This window comes from Comamonas trifloxystrobinivorans, assembly GCF_043359985.1.
Taxonomy (GTDB): Bacteria; Pseudomonadota; Gammaproteobacteria; order Burkholderiales; family Burkholderiaceae_C; genus Comamonas; species Comamonas trifloxystrobinivorans.
On the sequence record NZ_JBHZGV010000007.1, the window covers coordinates 251,670 to 265,623 of the forward strand.

At 64.2% G+C, this 13,954-nt stretch carries 14 protein-coding genes; 6 read left to right on the top strand and 8 right to left on the bottom strand.

Features of this window, described 5'->3' with window-relative positions:
- The first annotated feature begins 79 nt into the window (after positions 1–79).
- The 3 genes from ACFIQF_RS10445 (at position 80) to ACFIQF_RS10455 (ending at position 2,775) form a co-directional block, all read left to right on the top strand.
- Positions 80–472, top strand: coding sequence for an NfeD family protein (locus ACFIQF_RS10445; protein WP_393942579.1), 393 nt, complete (start codon positions 80–82; stop codon positions 470–472).
- Between the two features lie 98 nt (positions 473–570).
- Entirely contained in the window at positions 571–1,488 is a 918-nt protein-coding gene (locus ACFIQF_RS10450; RefSeq protein ID WP_393942581.1) for an SPFH domain-containing protein, read from the top strand.
- Between the two features lie 228 nt (positions 1,489–1,716).
- The gene (locus ACFIQF_RS10455) at positions 1,717–2,775 is read left to right on the top strand and encodes a beta-keto acid cleavage family enzyme (protein ID WP_393942583.1); all 1,059 of its coding nucleotides are present in this window, start codon (positions 1,717–1,719) and stop codon (positions 2,773–2,775) included.
- Positions 2,776–2,878: 103 nt separating this feature from the next.
- On the opposite strand, the gene ACFIQF_RS10460 is transcribed toward ACFIQF_RS10455, so the two are convergent.
- From ACFIQF_RS10460 to ACFIQF_RS10480, 5 genes are all read right to left on the bottom strand, one after another.
- Positions 2,879–3,448: an RBBP9/YdeN family alpha/beta hydrolase gene (locus ACFIQF_RS10460; RefSeq protein WP_393942585.1), complete on the bottom strand. Its 570-nt coding sequence runs from the start codon at positions 3,446–3,448 to the stop codon at positions 2,879–2,881.
- A gap of 108 nt (positions 3,449–3,556) precedes the next feature.
- Positions 3,557–4,678: a porin gene (locus ACFIQF_RS10465; protein WP_393942587.1), complete on the bottom strand. Its 1,122-nt coding sequence runs from the start codon at positions 4,676–4,678 to the stop codon at positions 3,557–3,559.
- 205 nt (positions 4,679–4,883) lie between these two features.
- Positions 4,884–5,846: a tripartite tricarboxylate transporter substrate binding protein gene (locus tag ACFIQF_RS10470; protein WP_393942635.1), complete on the bottom strand. Its 963-nt coding sequence runs from the start codon at positions 5,844–5,846 to the stop codon at positions 4,884–4,886.
- A gap of 103 nt (positions 5,847–5,949) precedes the next feature.
- Complete coding sequence (locus ACFIQF_RS10475) at positions 5,950–6,792, bottom strand: TauD/TfdA dioxygenase family protein (RefSeq protein ID WP_393942588.1); 843 nt, start codon at positions 6,790–6,792, stop codon at positions 5,950–5,952.
- 12 nt (positions 6,793–6,804) lie between these two features.
- Positions 6,805–7,785, bottom strand: coding sequence for a quinone oxidoreductase family protein (locus ACFIQF_RS10480; RefSeq protein WP_393942590.1), 981 nt, complete (start codon positions 7,783–7,785; stop codon positions 6,805–6,807).
- Positions 7,786–8,015: 230 nt separating this feature from the next.
- Between ACFIQF_RS10480 and ACFIQF_RS10485 the strand changes: the two genes are divergently transcribed.
- Positions 8,016–9,095, top strand: a complete 1,080-nt coding sequence (locus tag ACFIQF_RS10485) for an AraC family transcriptional regulator (protein ID WP_393942592.1) — start codon at positions 8,016–8,018, stop codon at positions 9,093–9,095.
- Positions 9,096–9,122: 27 nt separating this feature from the next.
- On the opposite strand, the gene kdgR is transcribed toward ACFIQF_RS10485, so the two are convergent.
- Positions 9,123–9,935, bottom strand: coding sequence for a DNA-binding transcriptional regulator KdgR (kdgR, locus tag ACFIQF_RS10490; RefSeq protein ID WP_393942593.1), 813 nt, complete (start codon positions 9,933–9,935; stop codon positions 9,123–9,125).
- Between the two features lie 33 nt (positions 9,936–9,968).
- Entirely contained in the window at positions 9,969–10,769 is an 801-nt protein-coding gene (kduD, locus tag ACFIQF_RS10495; protein ID WP_393942595.1) for a 2-dehydro-3-deoxy-D-gluconate 5-dehydrogenase KduD, read from the bottom strand.
- A gap of 279 nt (positions 10,770–11,048) precedes the next feature.
- Here kduD and ACFIQF_RS10500 point away from each other — a divergent pair, with 279 nt between their 5' ends.
- Entirely contained in the window at positions 11,049–11,807 is a 759-nt protein-coding gene (locus ACFIQF_RS10500) for an SDR family oxidoreductase (RefSeq protein WP_393942597.1), read from the top strand.
- Between the two features lie 95 nt (positions 11,808–11,902).
- On the top strand, positions 11,903–12,748 hold the full coding sequence (locus ACFIQF_RS10505) for an ureidoglycolate lyase (RefSeq protein WP_393942599.1): 846 nt from the start codon (positions 11,903–11,905) through the stop codon (positions 12,746–12,748).
- Between the two features lie 127 nt (positions 12,749–12,875).
- Here ACFIQF_RS10505 and ACFIQF_RS10510 read toward each other — a convergent pair whose 3' ends face one another.
- Entirely contained in the window at positions 12,876–13,925 is a 1,050-nt protein-coding gene (locus ACFIQF_RS10510) for a LacI family DNA-binding transcriptional regulator (RefSeq protein WP_393942601.1), read from the bottom strand.
- Between the last annotated feature and the right edge of the window lie 29 nt (positions 13,926–13,954).

Here is a 13,954-nt window from a genome sequence, read left to right on the forward strand (position 1 = left end):
ATCAAGCAACAATGCCTGGTTGATAGGGGGAAGCAAGATGGCACTTTCAAGCATTTGGTGGTTGATGGCGGGGGTTGCCGTGATCGCAGAACTGGTCACCGGCACCTTGTATTTGCTGATGGTCGCCATCGGCCTGGCCGCCGCGGCGGTGGCCGCCCACCTGGGTGCGGGCGAAGCCGTGCAGTTTGTGGTGGCAGCCGTCGTGAGCGCGGCCACCGTGCTGGCCTGCTACATCCGGCAAAAACGCCGCGGCGTGCCTCACAACACCCAGGGCGACCGCAGTATTCACCTCGATATTGGCGAGCAAGTAAGCATCGAAGCCTGGCAAGCCGACGGCACCGCACCTATTCGCTACCGCGGCGCGCAATGGACGGCCGTGCTGCAACCGGGCGCTGAACCAGCCGCCCATGGCCGCTACCAGGTGGTGCGCATGGATGGCAACCGCCTGATGGTCACGCCACTCGTCAGCTGAAACTGCAGGCGCAAGCCTGCATGGTTTAATCAAAGGCCCGTCGGCGCCGCCTGCCCCAGCCGCGCCAGCACCCGGATACCCAAAAACGAGGAGAAAGCATGGAAGTTGCCATCATTATTTTTGTCATCGTCGTGATCTTTGTCGCCATGGCGGTCAAGATCGTGCCGCAACAGCACGCCTGGGTGAAAGAGCGCCTGGGCCGCTACGCCGGCACGCTGGCACCGGGCCCGCGCTTCATCATTCCCTTCATCGACAAGGTGGCCTACAAGCACAGCCTGAAAGAGATCCCGCTCGATGTGCCCAGCCAGGTCTGCATCACGCGCGACAACACGCAGCTGCAGGTAGACGGCATTCTGTATTTCCAGGTGACCGACCCGATGCGCGCCAGCTACGGCTCGTCCAACTACATCATGGCCGTCACGCAGCTGGCCCAGACCTCGCTGCGCAGCGTGATCGGCAAGCTGGAGCTGGATAAAACCTTTGAAGAGCGCGACATGATCAACGCGCAAGTGGTCTCGGCCATCGACGAAGCCGCGCTGAACTGGGGCGTGAAGGTGCTGCGCTACGAGATCAAGGATTTGACGCCGCCCGCCGAAATTCTGCGCTCCATGCAAGCCCAAATCACCGCCGAGCGCGAAAAGCGCGCCCTGATCGCCGCCTCCGAAGGCCGCCGCCAAGAGCAGATCAACATCGCCACCGGCGAGCGCGAAGCCTTCATCGCCCGCTCCGAAGGTGAAAAACAAGCCGCCATCAACAAGGCGCAAGGCGAAGCCGCCTCCATCACCGCCGTGGCAGACGCCACCGCACAGGCGCTGGAACGCATCGCCAGCGCCATCCGCCAACCCGGCGGAGAGCAAGCCGTGCAGCTGAAAGTCGCCGAACAAGCCGTCAGCGCCTACGGCAAGCTGGCCAGCGACGCCACCACCACCTTGGTGGTGCCCAGCAACATGACCGAAGTCTCCAGCCTGATCACCTCCGCCATGAAGATGATCCAGACCACGCAGCGCAATCCCTGAGCGCCCTGCTTCCCCCATCCCGCCAAGCAGCTATTTTCAATAGCTGCTTTTTTTCGCCTTCTCTGCGCATGAGCCGACGCAAATGGGCAAATTCTCCGCGCCATCGGTCAAGCGCTCTTGCCGCTTCGGCTTCTACAGTCGCTCTCCATGACACTGGCGCAACCGCGCCGCCGCACCCGTGGCAAAGCTGGATCGGCCAGTGTCTTTTCGCTTACCAGGAGACACGACATGAACTTTCTCGACGGCCACTTGTTCCCCGAAAACCAGCAACCGCTGATCATCACCGCCGCGCCTTACGCGCCCGGCTGGCTGCCCTCCGACTTTCCCGAAGACATTCCGGTGACCATGGAAGCGCAGATCCAAAAGGCAGTGGACTGCTACAACGCCGGCGCCACCGTGCTGCACCTGCATGTGCGCGAGCTCGACGGCAAGGGCAGCAAGCGCCTGTCCAAGTTCAACGAGCTGGTAGCCGGCGTGCGCAAGGCCGTGCCCGAGATGATCATCCAGGTAGGAGGATCGATCAGCTTCGCGCCCGAAAACGAAGGCCAGGCCGCCAAGTGGCTGAGCGACGACACGCGCCACATGCTGGCCGATCTCGACCCCGTGCCCGACCAGGTAACGGTCACCGTCAACACTTCGCAAATGAACGTGACCGACCAGGCCGAAGATGCCGATTTTGCCGGTACCTCGCGCGCCAACCCCACACTGTTCAACGCCTATAAGGAAATGACCGTGCCCGCGCAGCCCGGCTGGGTGGAAGAGCACGTGCGCCGCCTCACCAAGGCCGGCATCCAGAGCGCTTTCCAGTGCTACAACCTCAACAGCTTTGAATCGGTGGAGCGCCTGATGCGCCGCGGCCACTACATGGGCCCGCTGGTGATGAACTGGGTGGCGATTGCCGGCGGCATGGACACGCCCAGCCTCTACAGCCTGGCTAATTTTGTGCGCGCCGTGCCCGATGGCGCCGTGCTCACCGTTGAGAGCAATGTGCGCAACGTGCTGCCCGTCAACATGTGGGGCATTGCCGCCGGCCTGCATGTGCGCTGCGGCACCGAAGACTGCCTGTGGAACCAGACACGCACCGAAAAAGCCAGCACCGTGTCGCAGATCGAGCAGCTGGTTCGCATCTCGCGCGAGTTCGGCCGCCCCATCGCCACCGCCCAAGAAGCGCGCGACATCAGCAAGATCGGCGTGTTCTACGACAGCGTCGAAGAAAGCTTGGCCGCCAACGGCTTCGCCCCCAACCGCAACGGCGGTAACCAGGGCTTCTTGCGCAAGAGTATGTGATGCGGCACTGAGCTGATACGCCCAAATAAGAACAGCTGGCAGTGGATCGCTCCACGCCAGCTGTTTTTTTGCCTCTGTCGTTGCTAGAGGCAAGTGCTACCCATCACCCCAAACGCGCCAGCAACCCATGCGCCTGCGCCCAAGGGCCGTAGCCGGCGGCTGGGTTGAGGTGGCCGACATTCCCTATGTCTACCAGCTCGCTGCCCCAATCTTGGGCGTATTCGCGCACGCGCTCGAAGCTGGCCAGCGCGTCGTTGCGGCTCGCCGCCAGCAGGCTGCGGAAAGGCAGGCGCGTGCGCGGCACGGGCAGCCAGCCGCCCTGCTCCAGCGCTTCCAGGCTCGGGTAGCCTGCGGGCAGCGGCCGCTCCATGTCGGAAGGCGTTGCCAGCAAGGCCGCGTGGATGCGCTGCGCATGCTGCGGGTATTGCAGCGCCCAGTGGACCAGCGTTATACAGCCGGCGCTATGCGCCACCACGATGATGGGGCCGTCGATGGCGTCTACGGCCCGCTGCAAGGCCTCCACACGGGCGGCGCGGCTGAGTTTGTCTTGCTCCAGCGGTGGCACGGTTTGCGCGCCCGGCAGCTCGGCTTGCAGCAAGGTTTGCCAGTGCTCGGCTACATGGTCACGCAGGCCGGGCAAGATCAGGTAAGTGGCTGCTGTTGTCTCATTCATTGCATTCCTCCAAAGAAAAATGCCACGCAAAGCGCGTGGCGCTGGTGCCGGCCAGCAGCGCCAGCCTTTGCTCAGGCAGCGCGGCTGGTTCGGCGCAGTGGGCCGCTGTCAAAAGTTGTGGCGAATGCCCAAGTCGAAGCCCGAGGCCGCGCCGCCGGGTACTGGCGTAGGCCCCATTTCGGCGCTGGAGCTGACCGGCAGCTGCAGCGAGCCGCCGTTGTGGATGTACGCCAGGTTGCCGTACAAGGCGGTGCGGCGCGAGAGCGCGTGCACAAAGCCGATGGACAATTTGTGCGCGGTGCTGCCCAGGGCGTCGTTGCGTTTGAGGTAGGTGTAGCTGGTGGGGATGTAGTCGCCACCGCTGCCCACCTTGATCCAGCCGCCCACTTGCGCAAAGCGCACGCGGTTGGCACCACCCAGGCTGGTTTGGGCCTGGCCACTGCGGTTTTCGCCGGCCAGCAGCATCAGGCGGTGGCCTTGCCACAGGTAGGAGGCGCCAATATTGGTCTGCGTGAAGCTGCCCGCCACGCGGCTTTTGGTTTTGCCGCTGGCCAGCGCCACATCCCAGTTCTGCGCGCCGTAGCCGGCGCGGAAGCCCCAGTAATTGCCGTCGCCACTTTTCTCGCTGCCGCTGGCGTTTTCGCCAGAAGCAGCCATCAACTGCAAGAACGGCCCTTTGCAACTGAAGCTGCTGCAGCCCGGCGTGTAGTAGCCGACGCTGTTGGAGGCTCGGATGCCGGTGCTCGTAGTGCCATGCATGCTGAGGCCGCTGATGCCTACGCCTACGCGGTACGGGTCGTAAACAAAGGTGTTCCAGAAGCTGGGCGTGTAGTCGCGCCCCAGGCGCAGTTCGCCAAAAGCGCCGCGCCAAAACAGGTAGGACTTGCGGTTGAAGGTGAGCCCGCCGCCACCAACCGCACCACTGGGCTGGTTGTTGGTGTTGGTGCCCAGGCCGGCACCGGTGTCGACATTGAGGCCTGCCTCCAGATCAAAACCGGCCTGCATGCCGCCGCCCAGGTCTTCCAGGCCGCGAAAACCGACCCGGCTGGCCTGGTTGCCGCTGGAGGTGATCATGCTGCGCGTGCCCGCGCCTTCGCCGTGGTAGGCCGACAAGGCCATGTCGACAATGCCGTAGATCTGCAGTTGCGAGCTGCTGGCAGGCTGGGCCTGCGCCACGGCCCAGGGGCTGAGCAAGGCGGCAGCGGCCAGCCAGCGTTGTGGTGCGTTCATTTTTGTCTCCTTCTTGGTGGTGGTATCCGGGCCTGCAGGCACGCTGGCGCGCAGCAGCCCACCGGCCAGGTCGTCGCCTGGCTTGTGCTTTGTGCTGTTGGTTTTTGGTGGGTGCGGCCGTGCAGCCGCGCTCAGCCGCCTGGGCTGCGGCTTGCGCCTGCGATGGTGTTCAGCGCGGGTTATTCAGCGCTGGTTGTTCCGCACCTTATTGCGGCTGGTAGTTGATGCTTTTGAGCACCTCGGCCTGGGCCTGGTAGGCCACTTTCAGCTCGGCGCTGAGCTCGTCGGGCGTGGCTTTGCCTGCGGGCTCCATGCCCATGTCGCGCACTTTTTTCTGAACCTCCGGCTGCGCAAAGAATTGCAGCGAGACATCGCGCACCACTTGCTGCGCTTCGGCCGGCGCGTCAGGCCGCGCCCATACGCCAAACCAGCTGGTCTCAGCCAGACGTGGGTAGCCCAGTTCCTTGAAGGTGGGCACATCGGGCAGCTCGGTAATGCGCGTCGGGTAGTTCACCGCCAGCGCCTTGATCTTGCCGTTCTTGATCAACGGCAGCGAGGTCGTCAGCCCGTCAATCATCAGCGGCACATGGCCGCCCATCAGATCGGTGAGCGCCGGGGGTGAGCCTTTGTAGGCCACATGGTTCATCTCCAGCCCCAGCAATTGGCCCAGCACAATGCCCGAGGTGTGGCCGCGCATGCCGGGCGCATAGGTGGCAAACATGACGCCGTCTTTTTGCGCCTTGCCCCAGCTGGTGAGCTGCTGCAGGTTGTTGACCGGCACCTCCTTGTTGGCCACCAGCACCAGGCCGGTGCGGCTCAGCTGGGCCAGCGGCTTGAGGTCTTTGAACGGCTGGTAGTGCACCTTGTAGGCCAGCGGGGTTTCGCTGACGATGCCCGCCTGGATGACGAGGAAGGTCGAGCCGTCCTTGCCGTTCTGGGCCAGGTCGTTCACCGCCAGCGCACCGGCAGCGCCGGCCTTGGATTCCACGATCACCGGCTTGCCCAGCTTCTGGTGCAGGCCTTCGGCCAGCAGGCGGGCCAAAGAGTCGGCATTGCCGCCGGCCGGGCCGCCCACCACCAGGCGGATGGGTTTGTTCGTCCAGCTTTGCTGGGCCTGAGCGGCGGGCGCGGCCAGGGCCAGCAAGGCGGTGCCGAGCGCGGCAGCCATGCCGGTGCAGAGCTGGCGGCGCAGAGGTTGAGGCAGGGAGTTGCGGCGTGGGTCGGGGGTCATGTTTGTCTCCTGTTGTCGGGTCGCTGGGGCTGGGCGCGGCTTAGAACGGGCGGTCACCCACGATGGCGGCGCGCTCCATCTTGCGCGGCGCGGGCCAGTAGTCCTGCACGGCGTAGTGCTGGGTGCTGCGGTTGTCCCACATGGCCACGCTGTTGGGGCGCCAGCGAAAGCGCACCTGGTACTCGGGGATCGCGGCCTGGCTGATCAGGTAGTTCAGCAGCAGGCTGGCACCAGGCGTTTTGTCCTGGCCATAACGCACGTTCTCGGGCGTGTGGTAGTTGGCAAAGTGCGTGGCAAAGCTGCAGACGTAGAGAATTTTCTCGCCCGTCTCGGGGTGGGTGCGCACCACCGGGTGCTCAACCATCGGGTTCTTGCGGCCCAGCTCCAGGCGCTGCGCCTCGGGCATGACCGCGCCAAAACCGTGCTCGATGCTGCACTTGACCTTGAGCCCGTCGATTTTCTGCTTGATCTCATCGGGCAGGTTGCGGTAGGCCTCGACCATGTTCACCCAGATCGTGTCGCCGCCCACCTCGGGCGCTTCCACACAACGCAACACACAGCCCATGGCCGGCGTCTCGCGCCACTGGCCGTCGGTATGGTAGGTGTTTTCGTAGTTCTCGCGCTTGTCGCTGCGGTAGATCTGCACCAGGCCGGGGTGGTCCGGGTCGCTGCCGGCCACGGGGTGGTCTTCCAGATCGCCAAAATAGAGGGCAAAGCCCACGTGCTCGGCACGGCTGATGTGCTGGTCGTGGAAGAACAGCACCTTGTGCTCCAGCAGCAATTGCTTGATGGCTTCGGCCAGGCCGCTGTCGCGCGAGGCATCGCCCAGGCTCACGCCCGAGACTTCGGCACCAATGGTGCAGGTCAGTTTTTGTACTTTCATCACTCGCTCTCCTTACACCACAAACACCGAAGCGCCGACCGTCTGGCGCGATTCCAGATCGCGGTGCGCCTGCGCCGCCTCTTCGAGCGCGTAGCGCTTCTGGATGTCGATACGGATGCGGCCTGCGCCGACATGCTCGAACAGCTCGCCCAGCAAGGCCTGTTTCTCGGCCGGGTCGGCAATGTAATCGGCCAGCGCCGGGCGGGTGAGGTAGAGCGAGCCCTTGCGCGCCAGAATCTGCGGATCGAAAGGCTCGATCGTGCCCGAGGCCGTGCCCACACACACCATCAGGCCACGGCGCTTGAGCGAGTCGAGCGAGGCCATGAAGGTGTCGCGGCCGACGCTGTCGAACACCACATCAACGCCACGCCCGTCGGTCAGCGCACGCACCGTGGGTGCTACGGCTTCGCGGCTGTAGTTGATGACGTGGTCGCAACCATGTGCCCGAGCGATCTCGGCCTTGGCATCGCTGGAGACGGTGCCAATCACCGTCAGCCCCAGCAGCTTGGCCCATTGCGTGACGATCAGGCCCACGCCGCCTGCGGCGGCATGCAGCAAGATGGTCTGGCCAGGCACAAAATCGTAAATACGGCGCATCAGATAAGCGGCGGTCAGGCCGCGCATGGTGATGCAGGCGGCTACCTCGAAATCCAGCGTGTCCGGCATGCGGATCAGCGCCGCCGCCGGAACCAGGCGCTCAGAGCTGTATGCGCCCAGCGTATTGGTAAAACCGGTGTAGGTCACGCGGTCGCCCACTTGCACGTTGCTGACGCCTTCGCCCACTGCCGTCACCACGCCCGCGCCTTCCACGCCCATGCCGCTGGGCAGCGGCACCGGGTAAATGCCGCTGCGGAAATAGGTGTCGGCAAAGTTCAGGCCCACCGCCTTTTGCGCCAGGCGCACCTGGCCGGGACCGGGCTGGCCTACGTCCATCTCGTCGAGGTACAAAACCTCGGGCCCGCCGGTTTGATCGAATCGCACTACTTTTGCCACCGTGGCTCCTTTGTCTGTTGTCCAGCGGCCGCTGCCCGAATGGCGCGGCGTCATGACAAAAATTTTCGAGGGAGCTTTGACAAAGCAGCTTGACAAATTACGACGCAGAATTAGCCAGTAGCGCTGCATGCGGGCAAACCCCCAGGCCCGACGCAGCCGCCAACCACGGGAAAACCCGCAAGCCTGGCGCTCCCAGGCCCTTGCAGCAGCCACTAACATAGGCGCTTCGTGTGCCCCAGGCCCCGCCTGCGCCGGTACTGCCCTTGCCCGCTTCGCCTTTGTTTGCCATGCCCGCAGTGACTGTTCCCCCGCAAATCCGCAGCGTCAGCCTGAGCAAGTTCTCCCAGGTTGCCCAGAGCTTTGGCCAAGACCCGTATGCGCTGCTGCGCCAGGCCGGACTGGACCAAAGCTGCCTGGTCTCCCCCGATCTGCGCGTGCCCGAAAACGCTTTTGCCGGCTTGCTGGAGGCATCGGCCGCACAAACACCGCATGCCGCCATCGGCTTGCAGATGGGAGCGAGCTGGCGCTTGTCGGACTTTGGCCACATCAGCCTGGCGCTGCAGCACCAGGCCAGCTTGCAAGCACTACTGGGCACGCTCAAGGAATACCAGCACCTGCTCAGCAGCACCGTGGCAGTGGAAACCGTACAGCACGGCGAGCTGGCCATGCTGCAACTGCAGCTGGAAACCGGCCGCAGCGACCCAGGCCGCCACCCGGTGGAGCTGGGCGTGGCCGCCGTGCTCAGCCTGTGCAAGCACCAGCTGGGCAGCGCCTGGGCGCCGGCCAGCGTGCACTTCAGCCACGCCGCGCCTGCCAGCAGCAGCCAGCACCGGCGTGTGTTTGGCTGCGACGTGGTGTTTGGCGCAGATTTTGACGGCATCGTGCTGCGCCGCGACGATCTGCAGCGCCCGCACCAGCAGCACGACCAGGCCATGGAACAGCATGCGCGTTTTCTGCTGGACAACTTCCGCCCGCCCGAGCACCAGCCCGGCATGGCGCAGCAGGTGGAGCGCACCATCCGCGCCCTGCTGCCGCACGGCCGCCACAGCCTGGCGCAGGTGGCGCAAGCCATGGGCTGCACCGTGCGCGCCTTGCAGCGCCAGCTCGAAGAGCGGGGCACCAGCTACCAGCAGTGCCTGGACAACGTGCGCACACACGCCGCCAAGCGCGGTCTGAGCAATGCGCGGTTGAGCATCAACGAAGTGGCCGTGCAAGCCGGCTTTGCCGAGAACAGCTCATTCACCCGCTGGTTCCAAAGCCGCCACCAGCTCAGCCCGAGCCAGTGGCGCCAGCAACAGGGGCAAGGCTGAAAGCAAACAAAAAAGGAAAGTGCCAGCTCAGAGCGTGTCGTCGCTGGCAAAGCGCTCGGGCGGGCAGCCCATGCGCAGCGAAATACGCTGGCTTGCCGCCTTGAGCAGTGCGCCATAGCGCTCGGGCGTATCGGCCTCGCAGCGCATCACCGGGAAAGATATCGACAGCGCCGCCAGCACTTTGCCAAAGCGGTCGTACACCGGCACGGCCATGCAGCGCAGGCCGGGTTCGGCCTCTTCGTTGTCTTCGGCCAAACCGTGCTTCCACACGCGTGGCAGCAGCTCCATCACTGCTTCCACGCTGCTCAAGGTCTGCGGCGTAAAAATCTTCAAGGGCTGAGATTGCAGCAAGGCGCGTGCCTTGTCTGGCGCCATGTGCGCCAGCAGTACCTTGCCAATCGCCGTGCTGTGCAAAGGCTTGCGCCGGCCAATGCGCGACTGCATGCGCAGGCCGAAATCGGAATCGATTTTGTGGATGTAGATGATGGCGTCTTCATCGAGCGCGCCCAGGTGGATGGTCTCGCGCGTCAGCTCACCCAGGGCGCGCATTTCCTCGTCTGCTTCGTGCACCAGATCGGTGTTCTCCAAAACCTTGCCGCCCAAAGCAAACAGGCGCAAGGTAGCGCGGTACAGCTCCGAATCGCCGTCTTGCGCCACATAGCCCAGCGCCTTGAGGGTTTGCAGCAAGCGATGCACCGACGATTTGGACAGCGACAGCTGCTGCGCAATCGCGGTCACACTGATATCGCGCTGGTTGCCCAAGCATTCGAGAATGGCGAACGCCTTCTCCACCGCGGCTACGGTATCGGCCTTGTCCAGCGCTGCGCCGGTTTCGCTCATCGTGCTGTCCTCTGGCTGGGCTGAAAGCGCCAATTATCGGGCCAACCAGCCGCCATCGACGGCCAGCGTGTGGCCATGCACGTAGTTGGCCGCCGAAGAAGCGAGAAACACCGCTGCCCCGCCCAGATCGGCGGGCTGGCCAAAATGGCCGGCCGGAATACGGCCCAGCAGCTCGCGCATGCGCGCCGGGTCTTGGCGCAGCGCCTCGGTGTTGTTGGTCTCGATATAACCGGGCGCGATGGCATTGACATTGATACCCTTGGCCGCCCATTCGTTGGCCAGCAAACGCGTCAGCCCCAGCACGCCGGATTTGGCCGCCGTGTACGAAGGCACGCGGATGCCGCCCTGAAAAGACAACAGCGAGGCGATATTGATGATCTTGCCGCCGCGCCAGGCCGCGCCTTGCTGCGCGCCCCGCTCCAGCATGTGGCGCGCCACCGCTTGCGACAAAAAGAACAAGGTCTTGAGGTTGGTGTTCATCACCGCATCCCAGTCCTCCTCGCTGAAATCCAGCGCATCGGCGCGGCGAATGATGCCGGCATTGTTCACCAGCACATCGACAAAGCCCGCACCCTCCACCGCCTGGCGCAGCACATCGGCGGCCACTGCTGGCACCGACAAATCGGCCTGCACCGCCACAAAACGCCGCCCCAAAGCACGCACTTGCGCCGCGGTCTCGGCAGGCTCGCTGCGGTTGACGCCCACGATATCGGCCCCGGCCTGCGCCAACGCCAGCGCAATGCCGGCGCCAATACCGGTATTGCAGCCGGTCACCAGCGCTACGCGCCCGCTCAGGTCAAAAGGATGGAAGGCTGTCTTGCTGCTCTCGCTCATGGGTATCCTGTGGTTGCTGCAGATCTTGGGCTGGCCAGGCCAGCGCACCAAGAAGTCGGACAAGTATAGAGAAGCCGAAAGATTTTTAGAACGGTGTTCCGATTTTTTCCAATCAAAACTTTCATTTCAGAAAAAACAAGGGTTTACCAGATATAAAACCTGCAATTTTCATGGAACACTGGCGGCCACCCAGCGGTAGTCATCCGACCACCTGCTCCGCTTAGCAACAGGTGTGGCACGCCCTGCCCGCCTCCCTCCACCCTTCGCAGGAATCTTTGCATGAGCTCTTCCCTGGTTTCCCAACGCCTGGCCGGCAAGGTCGCCCTCGTCACCGCTGCCGCCCAAGGCATTGGTCGCGCCAGCGCTGAACGCCTGGCCGCCGAAGGTGCGCGCGTGATCGCCACCGACATCCATGTGGAGTCCCTGGCCGGCAGCGGCCTGGAAGTGCGCCGCCTCGATGTGCTGGACAACGTGCAAGTGCAGGCACTGGCCGCCGAGATCGGGCCGGTCGACATTCTCTTCAACTGCGCCGGCTTTGTGCATGCGGGCTCCATCCTCGAATGCAGCGAGGCGGATTGGGACTTTGCCTTCGACCTGAACGTCAAGGCCATGTACCGCACGATCCGCACCTTTCTGCCCGGCATGCTGGAAAAAGGCGCGGGCAGCATCATCAACATGTCGTCGGCGGCCTCCAGCATCAAAGGCGTGCCCAACCGCTTTGCCTACAGCGCCTCGAAAGCAGCGGTCATCGGCATGACCAAAGCCATCGCCGCCGACTACTGCACCAAGGGCGTGCGCTGCAACGCCATCTGCCCCGGCACGGTGGATTCGCCTTCGCTGGCGCAGCGCATCAGCACACAGGCACAGAACGAAGGCCGATCGGTAGAAGAAGTGCGCGCCGCCTTCATCGCCCGCCAGCCCATGGGCCGCGTGGGCAAGCCCGAAGAAATTGCTGCGCTGGTGGCCTATCTTGCATCGGACGATGCAGGCTTTACCACCGGCCAGGCACACGTGATCGACGGCGGCTGGGCCGCCTGATGGCGATGGCTGCGCGACAGCCGCGCAGCAACGACTTGCATAGACTGAGAAGCTGGTTATCGACTCAGCCCTGAACCTTTGATATTGGAGATTGCATGAAACTGCTGCGCTACGGCCCTGTGGGCCAGGAAAAACCCGGTTTGCTCGACGCCAACGGCCAGTTGCGCGACCTCTCTGGCCAGGTGGCCGACATCAACGGCGACAGCCTGAGCGACGCCGCTCTGGCCAAACTGCGCACCATCGACCCGAACTCTCTGCCGCTGGTGGGCGGCAACCCGCGCATCGGCCCTTGCGTGGGCCGCGTGGGCAAGTTCATCTGCATCGGCCTGAACTACGCCGACCACGCTGCCGAATCGGGTGCTGCCATCCCCACCGAGCCGGTGGTGTTCAACAAATGGACCAGCGCCATCTGCGGCCCCAACGACAACGTCGAAATCCCCCGCGGCTCCACCAAGACCGACTGGGAAGTGGAGCTGGGCGTGGTCATCGGCAAAAGCGCCAAGTACATCAGCGAAGCCGAGGCGCTGGACCATGTGGCCGGCTACTGCGTGGTGAACGACGTGTCCGAGCGCGAATGGCAGATCGAGCGTGGCGGCACCTGGGACAAGGGCAAGGGCTTTGACACCTTTGGCCCGATCGGCCCCTGGCTGGTCACCCGCGACGAAGTGCCAGACCCGCAAAACCTGGCCATGTGGCTGGATGTGGACGGCAAGCGCTTCCAGAACGGCAACACCAAGACGATGATTTTCACGGTGGCGCAAATCATCGCCTACCTGAGCCGCTGCATGAGCCTGCAACCGGGCGACGTGATCTCCACCGGCACGCCGCCTGGCGTTGGCCTGGGCATCAAACCTGTGCCGGTTTACCTGAAGGCGGGCCAGACCATGCGTCTGGGGATTGCTGGCTTGGGTGAGCAAGAACAGCGCACAGTAGACGCTTAATACGGCAGCTGCTTTACCGCACAACCCGCTCGCAACATGGTTGCGCAGCGGGTTTTTTGTATCTGGCGAGAAACGAAGAACGGGATAGCGTCGTGGACTCAGGTCGGTTGCAAACGATATATGTGTTTCAGATTGCGGCGCGGCGCTCGGTCGCCTCGCGCACCACCACGGTCGGCTCAGGCCCTGGCAGCATGGATTGGCTGGTGTCGCCATCGAGCCGCGCCAGCAGCAGCTCGATGGCCTGGCGAGCTACTTCTTCGAGGTGCAGATTCACGGCGGTCAAAGGCGGCTCGCAGGTGCGGGCGCGCAGTCCGTCGTAGCGGGTGGCCAGCATCACGTCTTGCGGCACGCGCAGGCCCGCTTGTTGCAAATACTGCGCTACGCCCACGGCCAGCACGTCAACCAGCACCAGCATGGCGTCGATCTGCGGGTGTGCGCTGAGCAGGCTTTGCGCGGCACGCCAGCCGCCGGCTTCGCCTTCGCTTTCATCCACGCGCATGGTGATGGGTTCCATGCCAGTGGCTTGCGCCATCTGCGCATAAGCGGCAGCGGTTTCGGCATACGAAGTGCGCTCGGCCGCGCCCAATACCAAAGCAATATGCCTGGCGCCCTGCGCCCGCAGATGCTCCAGCAGCAAACGCGCCGTGGCTGCCGAGCACAGGTCGACGTACGGCACCTGCGCGTAGGCCGTTCCGCCGGGCTTGCCTATCGATACCACGGGCAGACCGCGAGCCGTCAGATCAGCCAACTGGCGGTCGTCTGCCGAAGGTTCGATCAGCAAGGCGCCGTCTACATCCAAAAAACTGAGCGGCGAAGCGCCCGACTCCAGTGGCGGCACCAACACCATGGCCAGGCCGCGCTCCAGCGCTGCAGCAGCTGCTACCGAGGCCACTTCCATCAAAAAACCCAGGCGCGATGCGCCGCCTGCCACCGCAAAAGGCATGGACGTCATAAGCGCCACCATGCGCGTGCCGCCGCCGCGCAAGCGCTGCGCGTGGCGGTTGGGCCGGTAATCGAGCGCAGCCGCAGCCTCTTGCACGCGCTGGCGCGTTGCCGGGTCGACCTGGCCACGGCCGTTGAGCGAGTGCGAGACGGTGGTGACGGAGACGCCTGCCGCACGCGCCACGTCAGAAATGGTGACGCGGGCACGGCTGGGCGCGGGCTGTGAGCTGGGCATGGCGGAGAGACGCCACATGTCCGAGTGGC